The sequence below is a fragment of the Intestinimonas sp. HCP28S3_D6 genome (genome assembly GCF_052065695.1).
Classification (GTDB): Bacteria; Bacillota; Clostridia; order Oscillospirales; family Oscillospiraceae; genus Intestinimonas.
In genome coordinates this window covers 1-13947 of the sequence record NZ_JBQHTM010000060.1, presented here as the reverse complement: position 1 = coordinate 13947, position 13947 = coordinate 1, and the positions used below count along the sequence as shown (strand labels likewise).

At 52.1% G+C, this 13947-nt stretch carries 12 protein-coding genes, 1 other RNA gene and 2 pseudogenes; 10 read left to right on the top strand and 5 right to left on the bottom strand.

Annotated features, from left to right (window positions below):
• Positions 1-516 precede the first annotated feature (516 nt).
• Together ACTNBK_RS15105 and ACTNBK_RS15100 are read right to left on the bottom strand one after the other, a co-directional pair.
• Positions 517-1062 (bottom strand): NADH peroxidase, encoded by a 546-nt coding sequence (locus tag ACTNBK_RS15105; RefSeq protein ID WP_441147357.1) that lies wholly within the window; start codon positions 1060-1062, stop codon positions 517-519.
• Between the two features lie 151 nt (positions 1063-1213).
• Positions 1214-2650: an AAA family ATPase gene (locus tag ACTNBK_RS15100; protein WP_441147355.1), complete on the bottom strand. Its 1437-nt coding sequence runs from the start codon at positions 2648-2650 to the stop codon at positions 1214-1216.
• A 205-nt stretch (positions 2651-2855) separates the two neighbouring features.
• On the opposite strand from ACTNBK_RS15100, the gene ACTNBK_RS15095 reads away from it, so the two are divergent.
• The 4 genes from ACTNBK_RS15095 (at position 2856) to ssrA (ending at position 5489) form a co-directional block, all read left to right on the top strand.
• Positions 2856-3866: an Ig-like domain-containing protein gene (locus ACTNBK_RS15095; RefSeq protein WP_441147353.1), complete on the top strand. Its 1011-nt coding sequence runs from the start codon at positions 2856-2858 to the stop codon at positions 3864-3866.
• A 114-nt stretch (positions 3867-3980) separates the two neighbouring features.
• Entirely contained in the window at positions 3981-4448 is a 468-nt protein-coding gene (gene smpB, locus ACTNBK_RS15090) for an SsrA-binding protein SmpB (protein WP_130850573.1), read from the top strand.
• A gap of 58 nt (positions 4449-4506) precedes the next feature.
• The gene (locus tag ACTNBK_RS15085; protein WP_441147351.1) at positions 4507-5028 is read left to right on the top strand and encodes a peptidylprolyl isomerase; all 522 of its coding nucleotides are present in this window, start codon (positions 4507-4509) and stop codon (positions 5026-5028) included.
• A gap of 105 nt (positions 5029-5133) precedes the next feature.
• Positions 5134-5489: a transfer-messenger RNA gene (gene ssrA, locus ACTNBK_RS15080) on the top strand.
• A gap of 93 nt (positions 5490-5582) precedes the next feature.
• Here the strand turns inward: ssrA and ACTNBK_RS15075 are convergent.
• Positions 5583-5783 carry a hypothetical protein gene (locus tag ACTNBK_RS15075; RefSeq protein WP_441147349.1) on the bottom strand — a complete coding sequence of 67 codons (201 nt, stop codon included), beginning with the start codon at positions 5781-5783 and terminating at the stop codon, positions 5583-5585.
• Between the two features lie 10 nt (positions 5784-5793).
• Positions 5794-6093 (bottom strand): hypothetical protein, encoded by a 300-nt coding sequence (locus ACTNBK_RS15070; RefSeq protein ID WP_441147359.1) that lies wholly within the window; start codon positions 6091-6093, stop codon positions 5794-5796.
• Here ACTNBK_RS15070 and ACTNBK_RS15065 point away from each other — a divergent pair.
• From ACTNBK_RS15065 to ACTNBK_RS15040, 6 genes and pseudogenes are all read left to right on the top strand, one after another.
• Positions 6059-6769 (top strand): annotated as a pseudogene (locus ACTNBK_RS15065) (conjugal transfer protein TrbL family protein); the annotation flags it as partial. The gene ACTNBK_RS15070 and the pseudogene ACTNBK_RS15065 overlap by 35 nt on opposite strands.
• A 2-nt stretch (positions 6770-6771) precedes the next feature.
• Positions 6772-7158, top strand: a pseudogene (locus tag ACTNBK_RS15060) (DNA cytosine methyltransferase); the annotation flags it as partial.
• Positions 7159-7303: 145 nt separating this feature from the next.
• Positions 7304-8536 (top strand): site-specific integrase, encoded by a 1233-nt coding sequence (locus ACTNBK_RS15055; protein ID WP_441147347.1) that lies wholly within the window; start codon positions 7304-7306, stop codon positions 8534-8536.
• Between the two features lie 26 nt (positions 8537-8562).
• The gene (locus ACTNBK_RS15050) at positions 8563-9507 is read left to right on the top strand and encodes a tyrosine-type recombinase/integrase (protein WP_441147346.1); all 945 of its coding nucleotides are present in this window, start codon (positions 8563-8565) and stop codon (positions 9505-9507) included.
• Positions 9494-10507: a site-specific integrase gene (locus ACTNBK_RS15045; protein ID WP_441147344.1), complete on the top strand. Its 1014-nt coding sequence runs from the start codon at positions 9494-9496 to the stop codon at positions 10505-10507. The genes ACTNBK_RS15050 and ACTNBK_RS15045 overlap by 14 nt, the downstream gene beginning before the upstream one ends.
• A 314-nt stretch (positions 10508-10821) precedes the next feature.
• Positions 10822-12339 carry a DNA cytosine methyltransferase gene (locus ACTNBK_RS15040; protein ID WP_441147342.1) on the top strand — a complete coding sequence of 506 codons (1518 nt, stop codon included), beginning with the start codon at positions 10822-10824 and terminating at the stop codon, positions 12337-12339.
• Between the two features lie 53 nt (positions 12340-12392).
• Here ACTNBK_RS15040 and ACTNBK_RS15035 read toward each other — a convergent pair whose 3' ends face one another.
• A complete protein-coding gene (locus ACTNBK_RS15035) occupies positions 12393-13619 on the bottom strand; it encodes an ATP-binding protein (protein WP_441147341.1) in 1227 nt (408 codons plus the stop codon).
• Positions 13620-13947: the final 328 nt, after the last annotated feature.

Below are 13947 nucleotides of genomic sequence, written 5' to 3'. Positions count from 1 at the left end.
TAAATGTTTCCTGTTTCTTCATCCCCATACACCACCATTGCGTTGATAGTGTTATTATCCCACATCCGGAGCCTTTATGGTAGTGCGGATTAAATCAGAGATTCCCTAAATCAATGCGGTAAGACCACGCATTGTTGTACCTTTTTCGCACGCTTCCTTTCATGCCGTTTTCTCTCCTTTGAATTGATTTTCTAATGAGAGTATATCAGCCGAATAGAATGACGGCAAAAAAACAGCCCACGGATTTTAGTTGGGTGAAGTGATCGCAAACCCGCATGGCGTCTAGGTTTTTCGGCATTTTTGTGGGCTGTGGGCAGAAAATCCCTCGGTATCGAGTGGACAGCCCACAAACAGCCCACGGATTTTGCCGGGCCAGCATATAGACGCAAAAATGCGGCTCACACTTACCTGTGAACCGCATTTCTGTTACTGCGTATCTTTTGTGCCGAAAACCGCTGAAATCATTGGCTTTTCGCCATTACCGAGACTGGCTCCAGCACGGATATACAGACTTTCTTACTTGTTGAAGTAACGCTTCAGCAGGCCTTCGAAAGCCTTGCCGTGACGAGCCTCGTCGCGGGCCATCTCGTGGACGGTGTCGTGGATGGCGTCCAGGTTGTGCTGCTTGGCCAGCTTAGCCAGCTCGAACTTGCCGGCGGTAGCGCCGTTCTCGGCGTCCACGCGCATCTCCAGGTTCTTCTTGGTGGAGTCGGTCACGACCTCACCCAGCAGCTCGGCGAACTTGGCGGCGTGCTCAGCCTCCTCATAGGCGGCCTTCTCCCAGTACAGGCCGATCTCGGGATAGCCCTCACGGTGAGCCACACGGGCCATAGCCAGGTACATACCGACCTCGGTGCACTCGCCCTGGAAGTTCTCGCGCAGACCCTGCATGATCTCCTCGGGAGAGCCCTGGGCCACGCCCACCACGTGCTCGGCAGCCCAGGTCTTCTCGCCGGCCTGCTCCTTGAACTTCTCAGCGGGAGCGCCGCACACAGGGCACTTCTCGGGAGCGGCGTCGCCCTCGTACACATAACCACAGACGGTGCAAACAAACTTCTTCATAAATCAAAGTCCTCCAGTCAAAGAATTTGTATATATTCGCTAATAGGAATCATTATTGTTTTCTGAACTGCCCATACTATACCACTTTGCAGGGGATTTGTAAAGGGGTTTTAAAAATTTTTTTTGAAAAGATTTTGTAAAGCCGCGAGACTTATGGATTGCCCTCCGTCTCCGACTCTTTCAGGTCGGCTGTGGTCAGCTCCATGAGCTGCTCCCGGGTGGGAGATTCCAGACCGGCCACACGGTCGGCCTGACGAGCCACCGCCCGCTCAAAGAGGTTGCGCACGTCCCGGGCGTTGCCGAAGTTCTCGTCTCGCTCTTCATAGAGGGAATTTAAATACGATTTGCAATATTTTGACCCGTCATTGCTTAGTGTATAGCCATTCTTTTCACACATGGACTGGAAAATAGAGAAAAGCTGCTCGCCGTTGTAGTCATCAAAATAGAAGTACTTGTTGAAGCGGCTCTCCAGACCGGGGTTGGCGTGGATGAAATCGCCCATGAGGGCGGTGTAGCCGGCCACGATGACAATGAGGTCGGAGCGGTGGTCCTCCATGGCCTTGAGGAGGGTTTCGATGGCCTCCCGGCCGAAGTCGTTGGCGTTGTCGTGGCTGGAGAGAGCGTAGGCCTCGTCGATGAAGAGAACGCCCCCCAGGGCCTTCTGAATGACCTCGCTGGTCTTGATGGCGGTCTGGCCCACGAAGCCGGCCACCAGACCGGAGCGGTCCACCTCCACCAGCTGTCCCTTGGGCAGGACGCCGATGGTGTGGTAGATCCGGGCCAGCAGACGAGCCACGGTGGTCTTTCCAGTACCCGGGTTGCCCATAAAGACCAAATGGAGGGACATGGGGGGCACGGGCAGGCCCTGCGCCTCCCGGAGCTTGCGTACTTTCACTAAATTGATGAGGCTTTTTACGTCCCGCTTTACCTTCTCCAGACCGCACAGGCTGTCCAGTTCGGCCAACAGGTCCTCCAACTTTTCCGGGGGCTGGGCCGTCTCCTTCTCGGAAGCGGTCTCCGGTCCGGGCTTGGCGGCGGCAGGGGCGGGGGAGGGGTTGCTTCCCCGGCGGGTGACGAAATCCCCGGCATCGGTGCGGGGCCGGTCACCGGCCAGACCGTCCGAATCGCACAGGGCAGTGAGGGCGTCGGCACAGGCGTTGACGAAACCGGCCTCCCGGTCGCTCACCGCCCCGTCTACGGCGGCAAAGAGAAGGAGCATCAGGGTCATCAGGTCTACGAACCGCCGGGCGGTGGTCTGGTGGTAGGCCTTGTCGTAGTCCATCATTTTGCGGAAAAAGGCGGGGGCCTGGAAGCCGGGGTATTCAGCCACGGCGGTGCTCAGCTCCCAAAAGAGGGCGGAGGGGACAGGATTGCCTTTGCAGTAGATAGCGTTGTACCACTCCACATGCTGGGGAGTGACGGCGCCGCCGTCGGCCTGCCAGACGCCCAGGGCGCACTGGCGGAGGAATTCGTCGGCGCCGGCGTTGAACATCTGCCGCATGGCCGGGTTGGCGATGTGCTGCCGGAAGGCGGTCACCCCATCGCTGTACTGTTTGTGCATGGCCTGGGTTGTCATGGCCTCCTTCACGCCGACACATCCTTTCTCATCCCCAACGGGAAAAATCCATAATACTATATTATATGCATGTCCAGCAGTCCGGTCAAGGATATTTGGTTAACATAAAATTGTAAACAATCCATTATTTCTTCCAACGCAAGGTTGACGATTTCCATCGAAACATGTACTATATACATGACATATTACCAGAGAAAGACCAAGGGGGATCACATACATGGCCAACAAGCGTAGCACCGGCACCCGATCAGCGGTCATCCGCTGTCCGAACTGCGGTGAGGACTATTCCGTAACATATAAGCGCTGCCCCTTTTGCGACGAGAAAGCAGAAGAGGAGAAGCGTCACTCCGGGGAACACCTGGATGATATGGAAGAGGAGGAGTCCCGGGAGGGACGAGGGGGCCGCCGGCTGGCCGGCGGACGGCGAGGGGAACCCTGGACGCCGCTGCGCATCGTGGGCACGGTGGTGCCTCTGGTCATCATCGTGGCCGCCATCTGGATCGTGGTGACCCAGATCATGCCCCTGGTGAACCGGGGCGAGATGAACCAGCAGCCGGTGGACACCGCGCCTGTGACCACCACCCAGGGCGTGGAGGAGACCACTCCGGTGCCCACTGACAGCGCCCTCCCCGAGGGCAGCACTGCACCCGAGACCACCGATGCCCCCCAGACCACCAGTGAGCCGGAGCCCACCATTCCCGCCGGGCAGACGGCCACCGGATTTACTCTGAACCGGGAAGACTTCACCATGAATGACAGCTATCCCGACCCGGTGCGGCTCACCGTCACCTTCCAGCCTGACGGTGCCACCGGCACCATCACCTGGAGCAGCAGCGATCCCGATGTGGCCACCGTGGACGATACCGGCTTGGTCTCCCACGGCACCAAGAACGGCAGCACCGTCATCACGGCCACCATGGGAGACGGCACCACCCAGACCTGCACCGTGCGGTGCAGCTTCTCCAACGCCGGCAGCTCCTCCGGTTCCACCACCAGTACCGGTTCCCTGAGCCTCAACCGCACCGACTTTACCCTCCAGAGCGCCGGGGAAAAATTCCAGATGAAGGTGTCCGGCACATCCTCTACCCCCACCTGGCACATCGGCAACACCTCGGTGGCCACCATATCCGGCGATGGTACTGTCACTGCCGTGGGGCGCGGCAATACCACCATCACTTGCACCGTGGACGGCAAGACCCTGGAGTGCATCGTCCGCTGCGATTTCTGAGTGGGAAACAGCCTTGCCCCGGCCGGAAAAAAGCCAGCCGGGGCAAAGTTCTGCTTTTAAATCGCCCTGAAGTGTGGTATAATCATCTTCCAGCCCTGAGAAAGGAGGCGCGCCATGGATCACGCCCCGGTCAAACTCATCGCCTCCAATCGGAAGGCCTATCATGACTATTTCGTGGAGGACAAATACGAGGCCGGCATTGAGCTGTGCGGCACCGAAGTTAAGTCCATCCGTATGGGCAACGTGAATCTGAAGGACGCCTTCTGCATCATCAAGGACGGACAGATGGTGGTCCACGGCATGCACGTGAGCCCCTATGAGAAGGGGAATATCTTCAACCGGGACCCCCTGCGACCCCGCCGGCTGCTCATGCACAAGCGGGAGATCCTGCGGCTCTTCGCCAAGGTCAAGCAGGATGGCTACGCACTGGTGCCTCTGTCGGTTTATTTCAAGGGCCCCCGCATCAAGCTGGAAGTCGGCCTGTGCAAAGGTAAGAAACTTTACGACAAGCGGGATGCCGCCGCCGCCCGGGACGCCAAGCGGGAGATGGACCGGGCCCGGAAGGACCGCAGCCGTTATTAAAAAAGCGACATGGGGCGGGATGATGTTCTGCGCCCCGATTTGAAAGGAGTGTTTTCCCATGGCTCAGAATCCCATCGTGACCATCGAGATGGAGAACGGCGGAAAGATGGTGGCCGAGCTCTATCCTGAGGTGGCGCCCAATACGGTCAACAACTTTGTGAGCCTGGTCAAGTCCGGCTTCTATGACGGGTTGATTTTCCACCGCGTGATCCCCGGCTTTATGATCCAGGGCGGCTGCCCCCAGGGCACCGGCATGGGCGGCCCGGGCTATACCATCAAGGGTGAGTTCACCGGCAACGGCTTTCAGAACGACCTGAAGCACGACCGGGGTGTGCTGTCCATGGCCCGTGCCATGAGCCCCAACTCCGCCGGCAGCCAGTTTTTCATCATGGTGGAGGAGGCTCCCCACCTGGATGGCCAGTATGCCTCCTTTGGCAAGGTCATCGAGGGCATGGATGTGGCCGACGCCATCGTGAATGCCAAGCGGAACTATATGGATAAGCCGCTGGAGGATCAGCGCATCAAGTCCATGACTGTGGAGACCTTCGGGGTGGATTATCCCGACCCTGAGAAGGTGTAAATCAAAAATTGGCGTGTTCCCCTGCCCGGAGCGGGGAGGGGAAGCGCCTGTCTCTTCTCCCACACGGCGGCGAAGCGAGGGATATGGAGCTTGCTCCGACGACGAGGGGGCGTACCGGTTTCGACGGGGACGCGGAGGCAGGAATAGCGGGCGGTGGCGCCTGACCACCTTAAAACGGGCATTCTTTATAAATTAAAGAACAACAACGATTACGAACTCGTCGCGGCCTAATTAGCCCGTGACCGTCCCGGCCGGAAGGCCCACGAGCCGGTTCGGGGCGTCATTTTAGTGGGGACCGTGCGTGCGCAAAGCTTTGAGCGTACCATGAATTATGAAGCTACCAACCCTCTGAGCGTGACGGCTCGCGCTTTGGGAAGGGAATTCCAATAAACCGTCTGCGCCCGGAGAAGTTCCTGTCAAAACGTTTTCGGACGGGGGTTCAACTCCCCCCGCCTCCACCATTGAGCGCATATCCGAACCCTTCATTGTATGGGGAACGGTATTCGTTCAAACAAGAAGACACTCCTTACCATAACGGTAGGGAGTGTCCTTTTTTATTCTTCGCCAGAATAGCCGTTGGCCTTGGCGCACTTCAACGCACCCAAGATCATTTTATCCTGAGCCAATGTCCGCTGCTTCATCTCATAGAGAGGAATACCGCAATGGTCTTTCCACTCAATGAGCTGCTTGCGGTCATGGACAACGATACCTTCATACAGGTTAATGAGCTTGTCCAGCGTCACTTCTCTCAGCACTTGCACACAATCACCCCTGACTTTCATCGGAAGGTTTCTCCTTCACCTTGATACCATAGAGTAAGGCAAGCTCGGCAGTCCAAGCGGCAAACCAACCTACCGTCAGCTCCGGGGCAACAGTGTGGTCAAAGAAGTTTGCGATCAACACGACCACGGTGTACCAAGTGAGGTTTACCACCGCCAAGATCGTAAATTTGGTACGCTTCTTCATTTTGGGCTTAGACTTTCCATCTACTCTCTTGCCGCTCACAGATACCAACCTCACTTTTTCAGATACAGGGCTGGTGGTGGCCTGCTTTGAATGCGGCATAGAATATTCCTCTGGCAGAGGCAATGTCAAAGAAGTCGCATTGGGGGCCATCAAAGGGTTTATGGCGGTCAGCCTGTTTACTGTCGTTCCAGTGCGGCTCTATGAATTATCCGTGACCCTGCAAAGCCAGATGACTGCGGGGATCACCGGATATGGCACATCCATTGGGGAGGTAGCATCTGAAATTGTTGGCACACTTAATGGAGTAGAGTCGCTGACAGAAATGGCCCCCGGCTCGTATTTTGGATTTGCATCCATTACCAGTCCCATCATGCTCCTCTTCTGCATCATCCTGATGGCCTATGCCGTCATTAAAGTATTCTTTGCAAATCTGAAACGAGGTGGAATCCTACTCATCCAAATTGCTGTGGGAAGCCTGTATATGTTTAGTGTACCCCGCAGCTTTACCGATGGATTTATCCAATGGTGCAAGCAGATCATCGGCTTGTGTCTGACCGCCTTTTTGCAATCCACAATCCTGATCGCAGGGCTGATGGTATTTAAAGATCATGCCTTGCTGGGACTTGGCCTGATGCTGTCTGCCGGTGAGATCCCCCGCATCGCCGGAACCTTCGGTCTGGACACTACCACCAGAGCCAATATCATGTCCGCCGTATATACTGCCCAGGCGGCGGTGAATACCACAAGAACCGTTGTGCAGGCGGTGTCAAAATGAGCCTGCTGACGATGGGAAGTCTGTTTGATGGGATCGGCGGGTTTCCGCTTGCTGCTATACATAATGATATTGTCCCTGTGTGGGCAAGTGAGATCGAAACCTTTCCCATGGAAGTGACTCATTTCCGGTTTCCGGATATGGTCCATGTGGGGGATATTACAAAGCTGCATGGAGCCAATCTGCCGCCCGTGGATATTATCTGCGGGGGCAGTCCATGCCAGGATCTTTCTGTGGCTGGAGCGAGAGCCGGACTTGCCGGTGAACGCTCCGGCCTTTTTATGGAGCAGGTACGCATCGTAAAGGAGATGAGATATGCAGATAGATTACGAGGTAGAACAGATGTCGATATTCGACCTCGATTCATGGTGTGGGAGAACGTGCCTTATGCGTTGAAGTGCATAAGGAACATTATGAGTTGTAAGCAATTATGAAAAGACCTCCTTCCAAAATATTGAGATTTCTTTGAGGATTAGAAAGACGCTGCGCATAATTTCCCTTTATACTGTGAGCATCACAATATAAAGGAGGCAAACTATGCACAGCAGAAAGGCAGTTCCAATCATCGACTTGATGAACGCGGCAAATATGGAGTTGATCCGTCTGGACTTCAAATCGTCAACCCTCAGTCGGCATAGCAAGGAGTTCCGAAACTTCTCCAATTTTTGCAGAGAAAACGAGATCACCGCCTACGACACAGAAACAGGACCACAATATTTCCAATACCGTTATGGTTTGGACATCGGTGACCCCACCGCAAAACTGACCAAGCAGCAACTGGACACACGCTGTTCGATTCGTTTTTTAGATGACATTTTTCAATTTGGGTATGCACTGCGATACAGCCATCATGACTACACCGTGCCACGGCAATATATCGGTTTACTGGAAGAATACCTTGCATGGTGCCACAGAAATAAAAGTTCTGCTGGTACTATCCGTGTCAAGCGGACAAAGATGCGGCAATTTTTCTGTTTTCTGGATGGGCGTGGAATAGAACTTTCAGAACTAACCGCTGCAGACATTTCGGAATTTATGACCACACTGTGCCGCTACCATCGCGCAACGATCCATGTATTCAGCAGTGTTTTGCGTGATTTCTTCCGATATCTACATGAAAATGGGATATCGGACGATGACTTATCTCCAAGTGTTCCAAGGCCCAAAATCTACGTTGAAGAAAATATCCCCGAAACATGGAGCCCAGAAGAAGTGCGGCAGTTGTTGTCCGTTATTGACCGTAGCAATGCGATTGGAAAAAGAGATTATGCGATGCTTCTTCTGGCAATCCTTCTTGGTATGAGGGCGGGAGACATCTGCGCATTGAAATTCAAAAATCTGGACTGGCACCAGAAGCTGATCACCTATACACAGCAAAAAACACAAAAGGTTAATACACTGCCTCTGCTCCCCGTAATTGGCGATGCCATCATTGACTATCTGAAAAATGGGCGACTGGATTCCGAATGTGATAATGTGTTTATCCGCCATATCCATCCTTACGGAGAATTCCAGTCCAGCACATCTCTTTCTGAAAACCTCAAGCGATACATGAAATACGCGGGCATGACAGTAAAGAAACGCAAAGCAGCCCATTCACTGCGTCATACTCTGGCAAGCAGTCTTTTGTATGATGGCACACCGCTGATGACGATCTCCAATATTCTTGGGCACAACAGCCCCAAAACGACTTCCGTATACACCAAGGTGGATCTTCCGGCCTTGCGTAAGTGCGCGTTGTCTTATGGGGAATGGAGGAGATTGGTATGACTTCAAAAATACTGTTGGAGCAGTATATGGCAGAACGACATGCTCTCGGATTCAGCCTGAAAACGGATGAAGGCTGTATCCGGCGCTTCCTCCGGGATTTCGCTGAGCCTGATGATGGAGTGATCTCATTTACAAAAGAATATGTTCTAAACCATATCGGAAACAGATTAAATGTGCAAACCAATACCATCCTCAGAGATGTTAGCGCAATCAATGGATTCCTCGATTTCGTGATCCGCAAAGGATATACTGCATACAAAATCCCCCCTAAATCTCTTCCAAAAGAAAACCGTAATTTTAGAGCCTATATTTTTACGGACGATGAAATTGAGCAAATGTTGATTGCCGCAGATCATACACCATTTGCAGAGCAGAACCCTGCTCGAAAGCACCAGATCCCTGTTATCTTCCGTATCTTATTCAATTGTGGGCTGCGGACTTCCGAATTACTTAAACTCCGTATGTGCGATGTGGATCTCAAAGAAAATGTGTTTACCATATTAGACACAAAATTTCACAAAAACCGTTTGGTACCATTTTCCGATTCGGTTTCGGAGGCCCTGACTCAATATCTGGAAATGTTCCCACCACAATTTTCCGATTCATTGATTTTTCCCAGTTCAAGCCCTCGCAGCAATGGTGGGAGGTATGGAAACAGTTGGCTGCAAACTCAATTCCACCAGCTTCTCAGAATGGCAGGGATTCCTTATAATGGTCCAGGAAAAGGTCCACGGCTTCATGATATCCGGCACACCTTTGCAGTACACTGCTTGAACAACTGGGTGCTTTCAGGTGAGGATCTCACTGCTGCTTTGCCTGTACTCTCACGCTATCTTGGACACAACGGGCTGACTGGCACACAAAAATATCTCCAATTGACGGCGCAAATGTACCCGGATATCGTTGCCAAACTGGAAGTACAATTTGGGGGGCTTATTCCTCAGATGGAGGTGTCCGATGAAAACATCTGACTTCTCCAGATTTTTGACGCAGTACCTTACACACTACCTACCTGTCCAGAGAAACCTGAGCAGCAACACCATCCGTTCTTACCGAGATACGTTTAAACTTCTCCTGATTTTTTGTAGAGACGAGAAAGGCTTAAATATTGCAAAACTGAATCTGGCCAAGCTGGACAAAAAGTGCATAGAGGACTTTCTTCTATGGCTGACCAACACCAGAGGTTCCTCTCCATCCACCTATAACCAGCGGCTTTGTGCTATCCACGCTTTTTTTGCTTATGTTATGACTGAAGAACCGGCATATATGGAGCAGTGCATTTTGATCTCCAATATTCCGAGCATGGTATCTCCTGCTCCTCCAGCGCAGTATTTAACGCCAGAAAAATTGAAGCATCTATTATCCATGCCAGACACCTCCACAGCTAAAGGACGGAGGCATCTCGTTCTGCTAACTGTTTTGTATGACACTGCAGCCCGTGTTAGTGAACTTGTGGATATTTGTATGCGAGATGTGCGATTGGATTTTCCAGCAGTGATCACTCTGCATGGAAAAGGCGGGAAGATCCGTACTGTGCCCCTTATGAAACAGACTACCGAATTGTTGCGCAGTTACTTTGCTGAAAACCATATTGATGTGCGGCGCAATCCAGATATGCCGCTGTTTTGGAATGGAAGCAGGCACAAACTGACCCGTTCCGGAATTACGTACATTGTCCGGAAATATGCAGATATGGCACGGGAAACTGATACAGGAATACCTACCAAAATCTCTCCTCATGTTTTCCGCCACACAAAAGCCATGCATATGGTACAGGCAAATGTTAATCCCGTTTTTATTAAAGATTATCTGGGGCATGCGGACATCTCTACCACTGAGGTCTACGCCAGAGCAGATAACGAGGCCAAGCGAGCTGCTTTGGAGAAAGCGACAGCTCATCTTGATCTTCCAAAGGCATCTCATTGGGAACAGGATACGGAGTTGATTGAGTGGCTGTCCTCGCTTGGCTAAATCCAAATATTATGTGCAGTGAAACAGGGCTTTTTTGCTCTGTTTCACTGCTTTTAGGAGGTACTACACATAATTGATTTCTGTTCATAATGTACCCGGAGCCTTCTCCAGCGGCACACCCAAGGGCGAAGATTTCCGGATTGTCCTCGAGGAGATCGTCCGAATTAAAGTCAGTGGTGTTTCAGTCCCTCGACCTGACACCGGGCGCTGGGAATCTGCTGGGCGAATCGTATTGGGAACTGATTTCTCCCTGGCGTGGCGATGCCTTGACGCTCAATACTGGGGTGTCCCCCAGAGAAGAAAGCGTATCTTCCTTGTCACAGATTTTGCAGGAAGATCCGCCCCCAAAATACTATTTGACCCGGAAAGCCTGCCTGGGTATTCTGCGTAGAGCAGCTGAACGTGGAAAAGAACTTCCGGAAAAGCTGAAACGAGCGTTGGAAATCCAGTCTGGTATCATTCAGCCGGACGGCAAGGCCACATTACTGGAGGCATGCCATATCAATCAGAGGGATGAAGGTGAAACAGAAGGTTTTGACGGATATAATGGTGATTTGACCGGCGATGTTTCTGCAACGCTGGGAGTGAACTGCGGGATGTCCACCGGCCGGAACGGACTGCTGCATCCCATGGCCTTTGCCGCCAATCAGCTTGACGAAGTGCGGGATCTTCATGATGTGGCAGGCGCACTTGGCGCACAGCCGGGTATGAAACAGCAGACCTTTATTGCAGAAGGTGTGGTGTCCAAGGGAAACGGCGACTGTTTTCTGACACCTGACAGCCATACCTCTCTGAGTACCGGTGGCGGGCAAGCCGGTCAGGGGTACCCTTGTGTCCTGACTGCCGGATTTTCTGCGGGAGCCGGCGCCACGGCCGGCAGCATAGGTTACAGCGAAGAACTTGCCCCAACCTTGAAAGGCAGTGCCAGCGGCAACTGTATGCCGTCCATTCTCTGTCTGAATGACCAAGGCGGACAGCGTATGGATGTAACCGAAGGCTTTTCCATGACCTTGCGTGCGCAAATGGGTGGTCATCAGCCGCTGATCTGCTTGAACGACCAGGGCGGTGATGTTATGGAATGCAGCTATGATGTATCCGGAACGCTTCGTGCCCAGGAACATGGGCATCAGCCTGTGGTCATTGATGTGCATGGGCAGGACAGCCGATATAAACTGGCAGGCGATACAGCTCAAACGGTGACCTCAGCCTTTGGTGAGGGTGGCGGTAATACACCTTTGGTCATTGCCCCGGAACAGAGAAAGGAACCGGAACTTTATGAAAACCACGGGATTGACGCACGGTACAAAGGCCCCTACAAGGTAGCTCCCACCATGTCTGCCCGTATGGGTACCGGAGGCAACAATGTGCCTCTTGTAGAGCAGGAACCTGTTTTCTGCATTGCAGGAAATGCCATCGACCGACAGCCTCAGAACGGAGGCAATGGTCTTGGCTATCAACCGGATATCGCCTATACCCTGACCGCCACCGATCATCATGCTGTGTTCAGCCGCCAGCGGGTGGATGTATTCAAGGATGGAGCAATAGCCAGTACCCAGAGCGCCAGACAGCACAAGGATGCTACGGATCTCGTGATGGATACGGATAGCCGCATTGGAAAAAACAGAAACGGATGCTCTGTTCCTCGGTGCGGACAGCTCATCCGCCGCTTGACACCATTGGAGTGTGAGCGACTGCAAGGCTTCCCGGATGGATGGACAGATATTCCTTGTGCATCAGATTCCGCCCGATACAAAGCTTTGGGCAACAGCGTTGCGATTCCCTGTGTGGACTATGTCCTGCATGGGATTGCACTGGTGCTGCAGGCCGGGTAAAAAAACAGTCCCCTCAAACGAGGGGACCGCCCGGTATACTATCTTATCAGGTTTTATTGATCCAGCCCAAGCAGCCAGTCAACCAGATTCTTGACCTGAATGCCATTATAGTTTCCAAGTGTCAGATGGTCGGCTGTGAGGATGAGCTTTTCGTAGTTATCACGGATGAGCGTCAGCGGCCGCATTTCCCGCTCAAAAGTTTCCTCTGCAGTCATATCTGCAGTGACCTGAACATAGGTGTATGCACCCTGCTTTTCTGCAACAAAGTCTACCTCGGTGTTTCCAACCTTGCCAATCATCACTTTATAGCCTCGGCGCAGGAGTTCAAAGTAAACAATGCTCTCCAAAGAAAACCCGAGATCATAGTTCCTCCGCGGCAGGATGTGGTTGCGAAGCCCCAGGTCAACGATATACATCTTCTTGTTGACCTTCAAAAGCTGTTTGCCGACAATATCAAATCGGTCTGCCGAGTAGAAGATAAAGGATTCCGTCAGCGCCTCCACATAGTCATTGACTGTATTGGGCGATATCTTTCTGCCGCTGGAGATCAGATAGTCGGTAATGCTTCGAATCGAGATGGGGCTGCCCACCACGCTGGCAAGATATTTTGCGATGGACTTCAAAAGAGCGATGTCGGTGATCTTCCGCTTGGATGGGTCAGATTCCTTTCTTGCCTGCCGGTCTTCAATGTCCCTGACAATCACGGTGTTGTAGATGCCTTCCAAATAAGTTTCTACCTTTTGGGGGGTACGATCCATCACCGCCAGATAAGGCAAGCCTCCTATTTTCAGATATTCGGCAAACCCGCGCTCCTTTTCCAGTTCTGTAATAGAGAGAAATTCCCGGAATGAAAGCGGCAACATTTTAATCTCTACATACCGTCCGGTCAAAAGGGTCGCAAGGTCGCCGGAGAGCATATAAGCATTGGAACCAGTGATATAAATATCAACATCCGGTTTGACATACAGACTATCTACGACCTTTTCGAAAGCGGGAACCTTCTGAATTTCATCCAGAAAGATATAAGTCTTTGCGCCAGACACCAGCCGTGCTTTCAAATATTCATACAGCTTCTTATAGTCCAGCAACTCCTCATATTCCAGCTCTTCAAAGTTGACCGATATAATCTGATTCTCAGAAATACCGCTGTCTTTTAACCAGGACTGGTACTGCGTCAGAAGGGTGGATTTTCCGCACCGGCGAATCCCGGTTACCACCTTAATGACCTGTTCATCCTTCCACTGGATCAATTGGTCAAGATATTCTTTTCGTTCTACCAATGAATTCACCTCCACATTTTTGTCTGTTCCCATTATAGAATATAATACGGAGGAAGTCAAATAAATATTTCCATTTCGGAATACTTTCAAAATATTTTATTGATAAATTCTGGATAGGGAAAACGAATGAAGTGAGAAGGTAGCTAAGCTGGGAAAGGAAAGTCTATATGTCGGCGGTATGCTTGCATTTGCAGAGAATCCTTTGGTGGTTTCTGTGAATAGACAATATGAAATGACCCCTTCGCTTGTAAAGCGTGGATTTACCTGTCATACTTAAAGTGCAAACAAAAAGCACACAGGAATTACCACATACAAGAGGAGGAGTCAT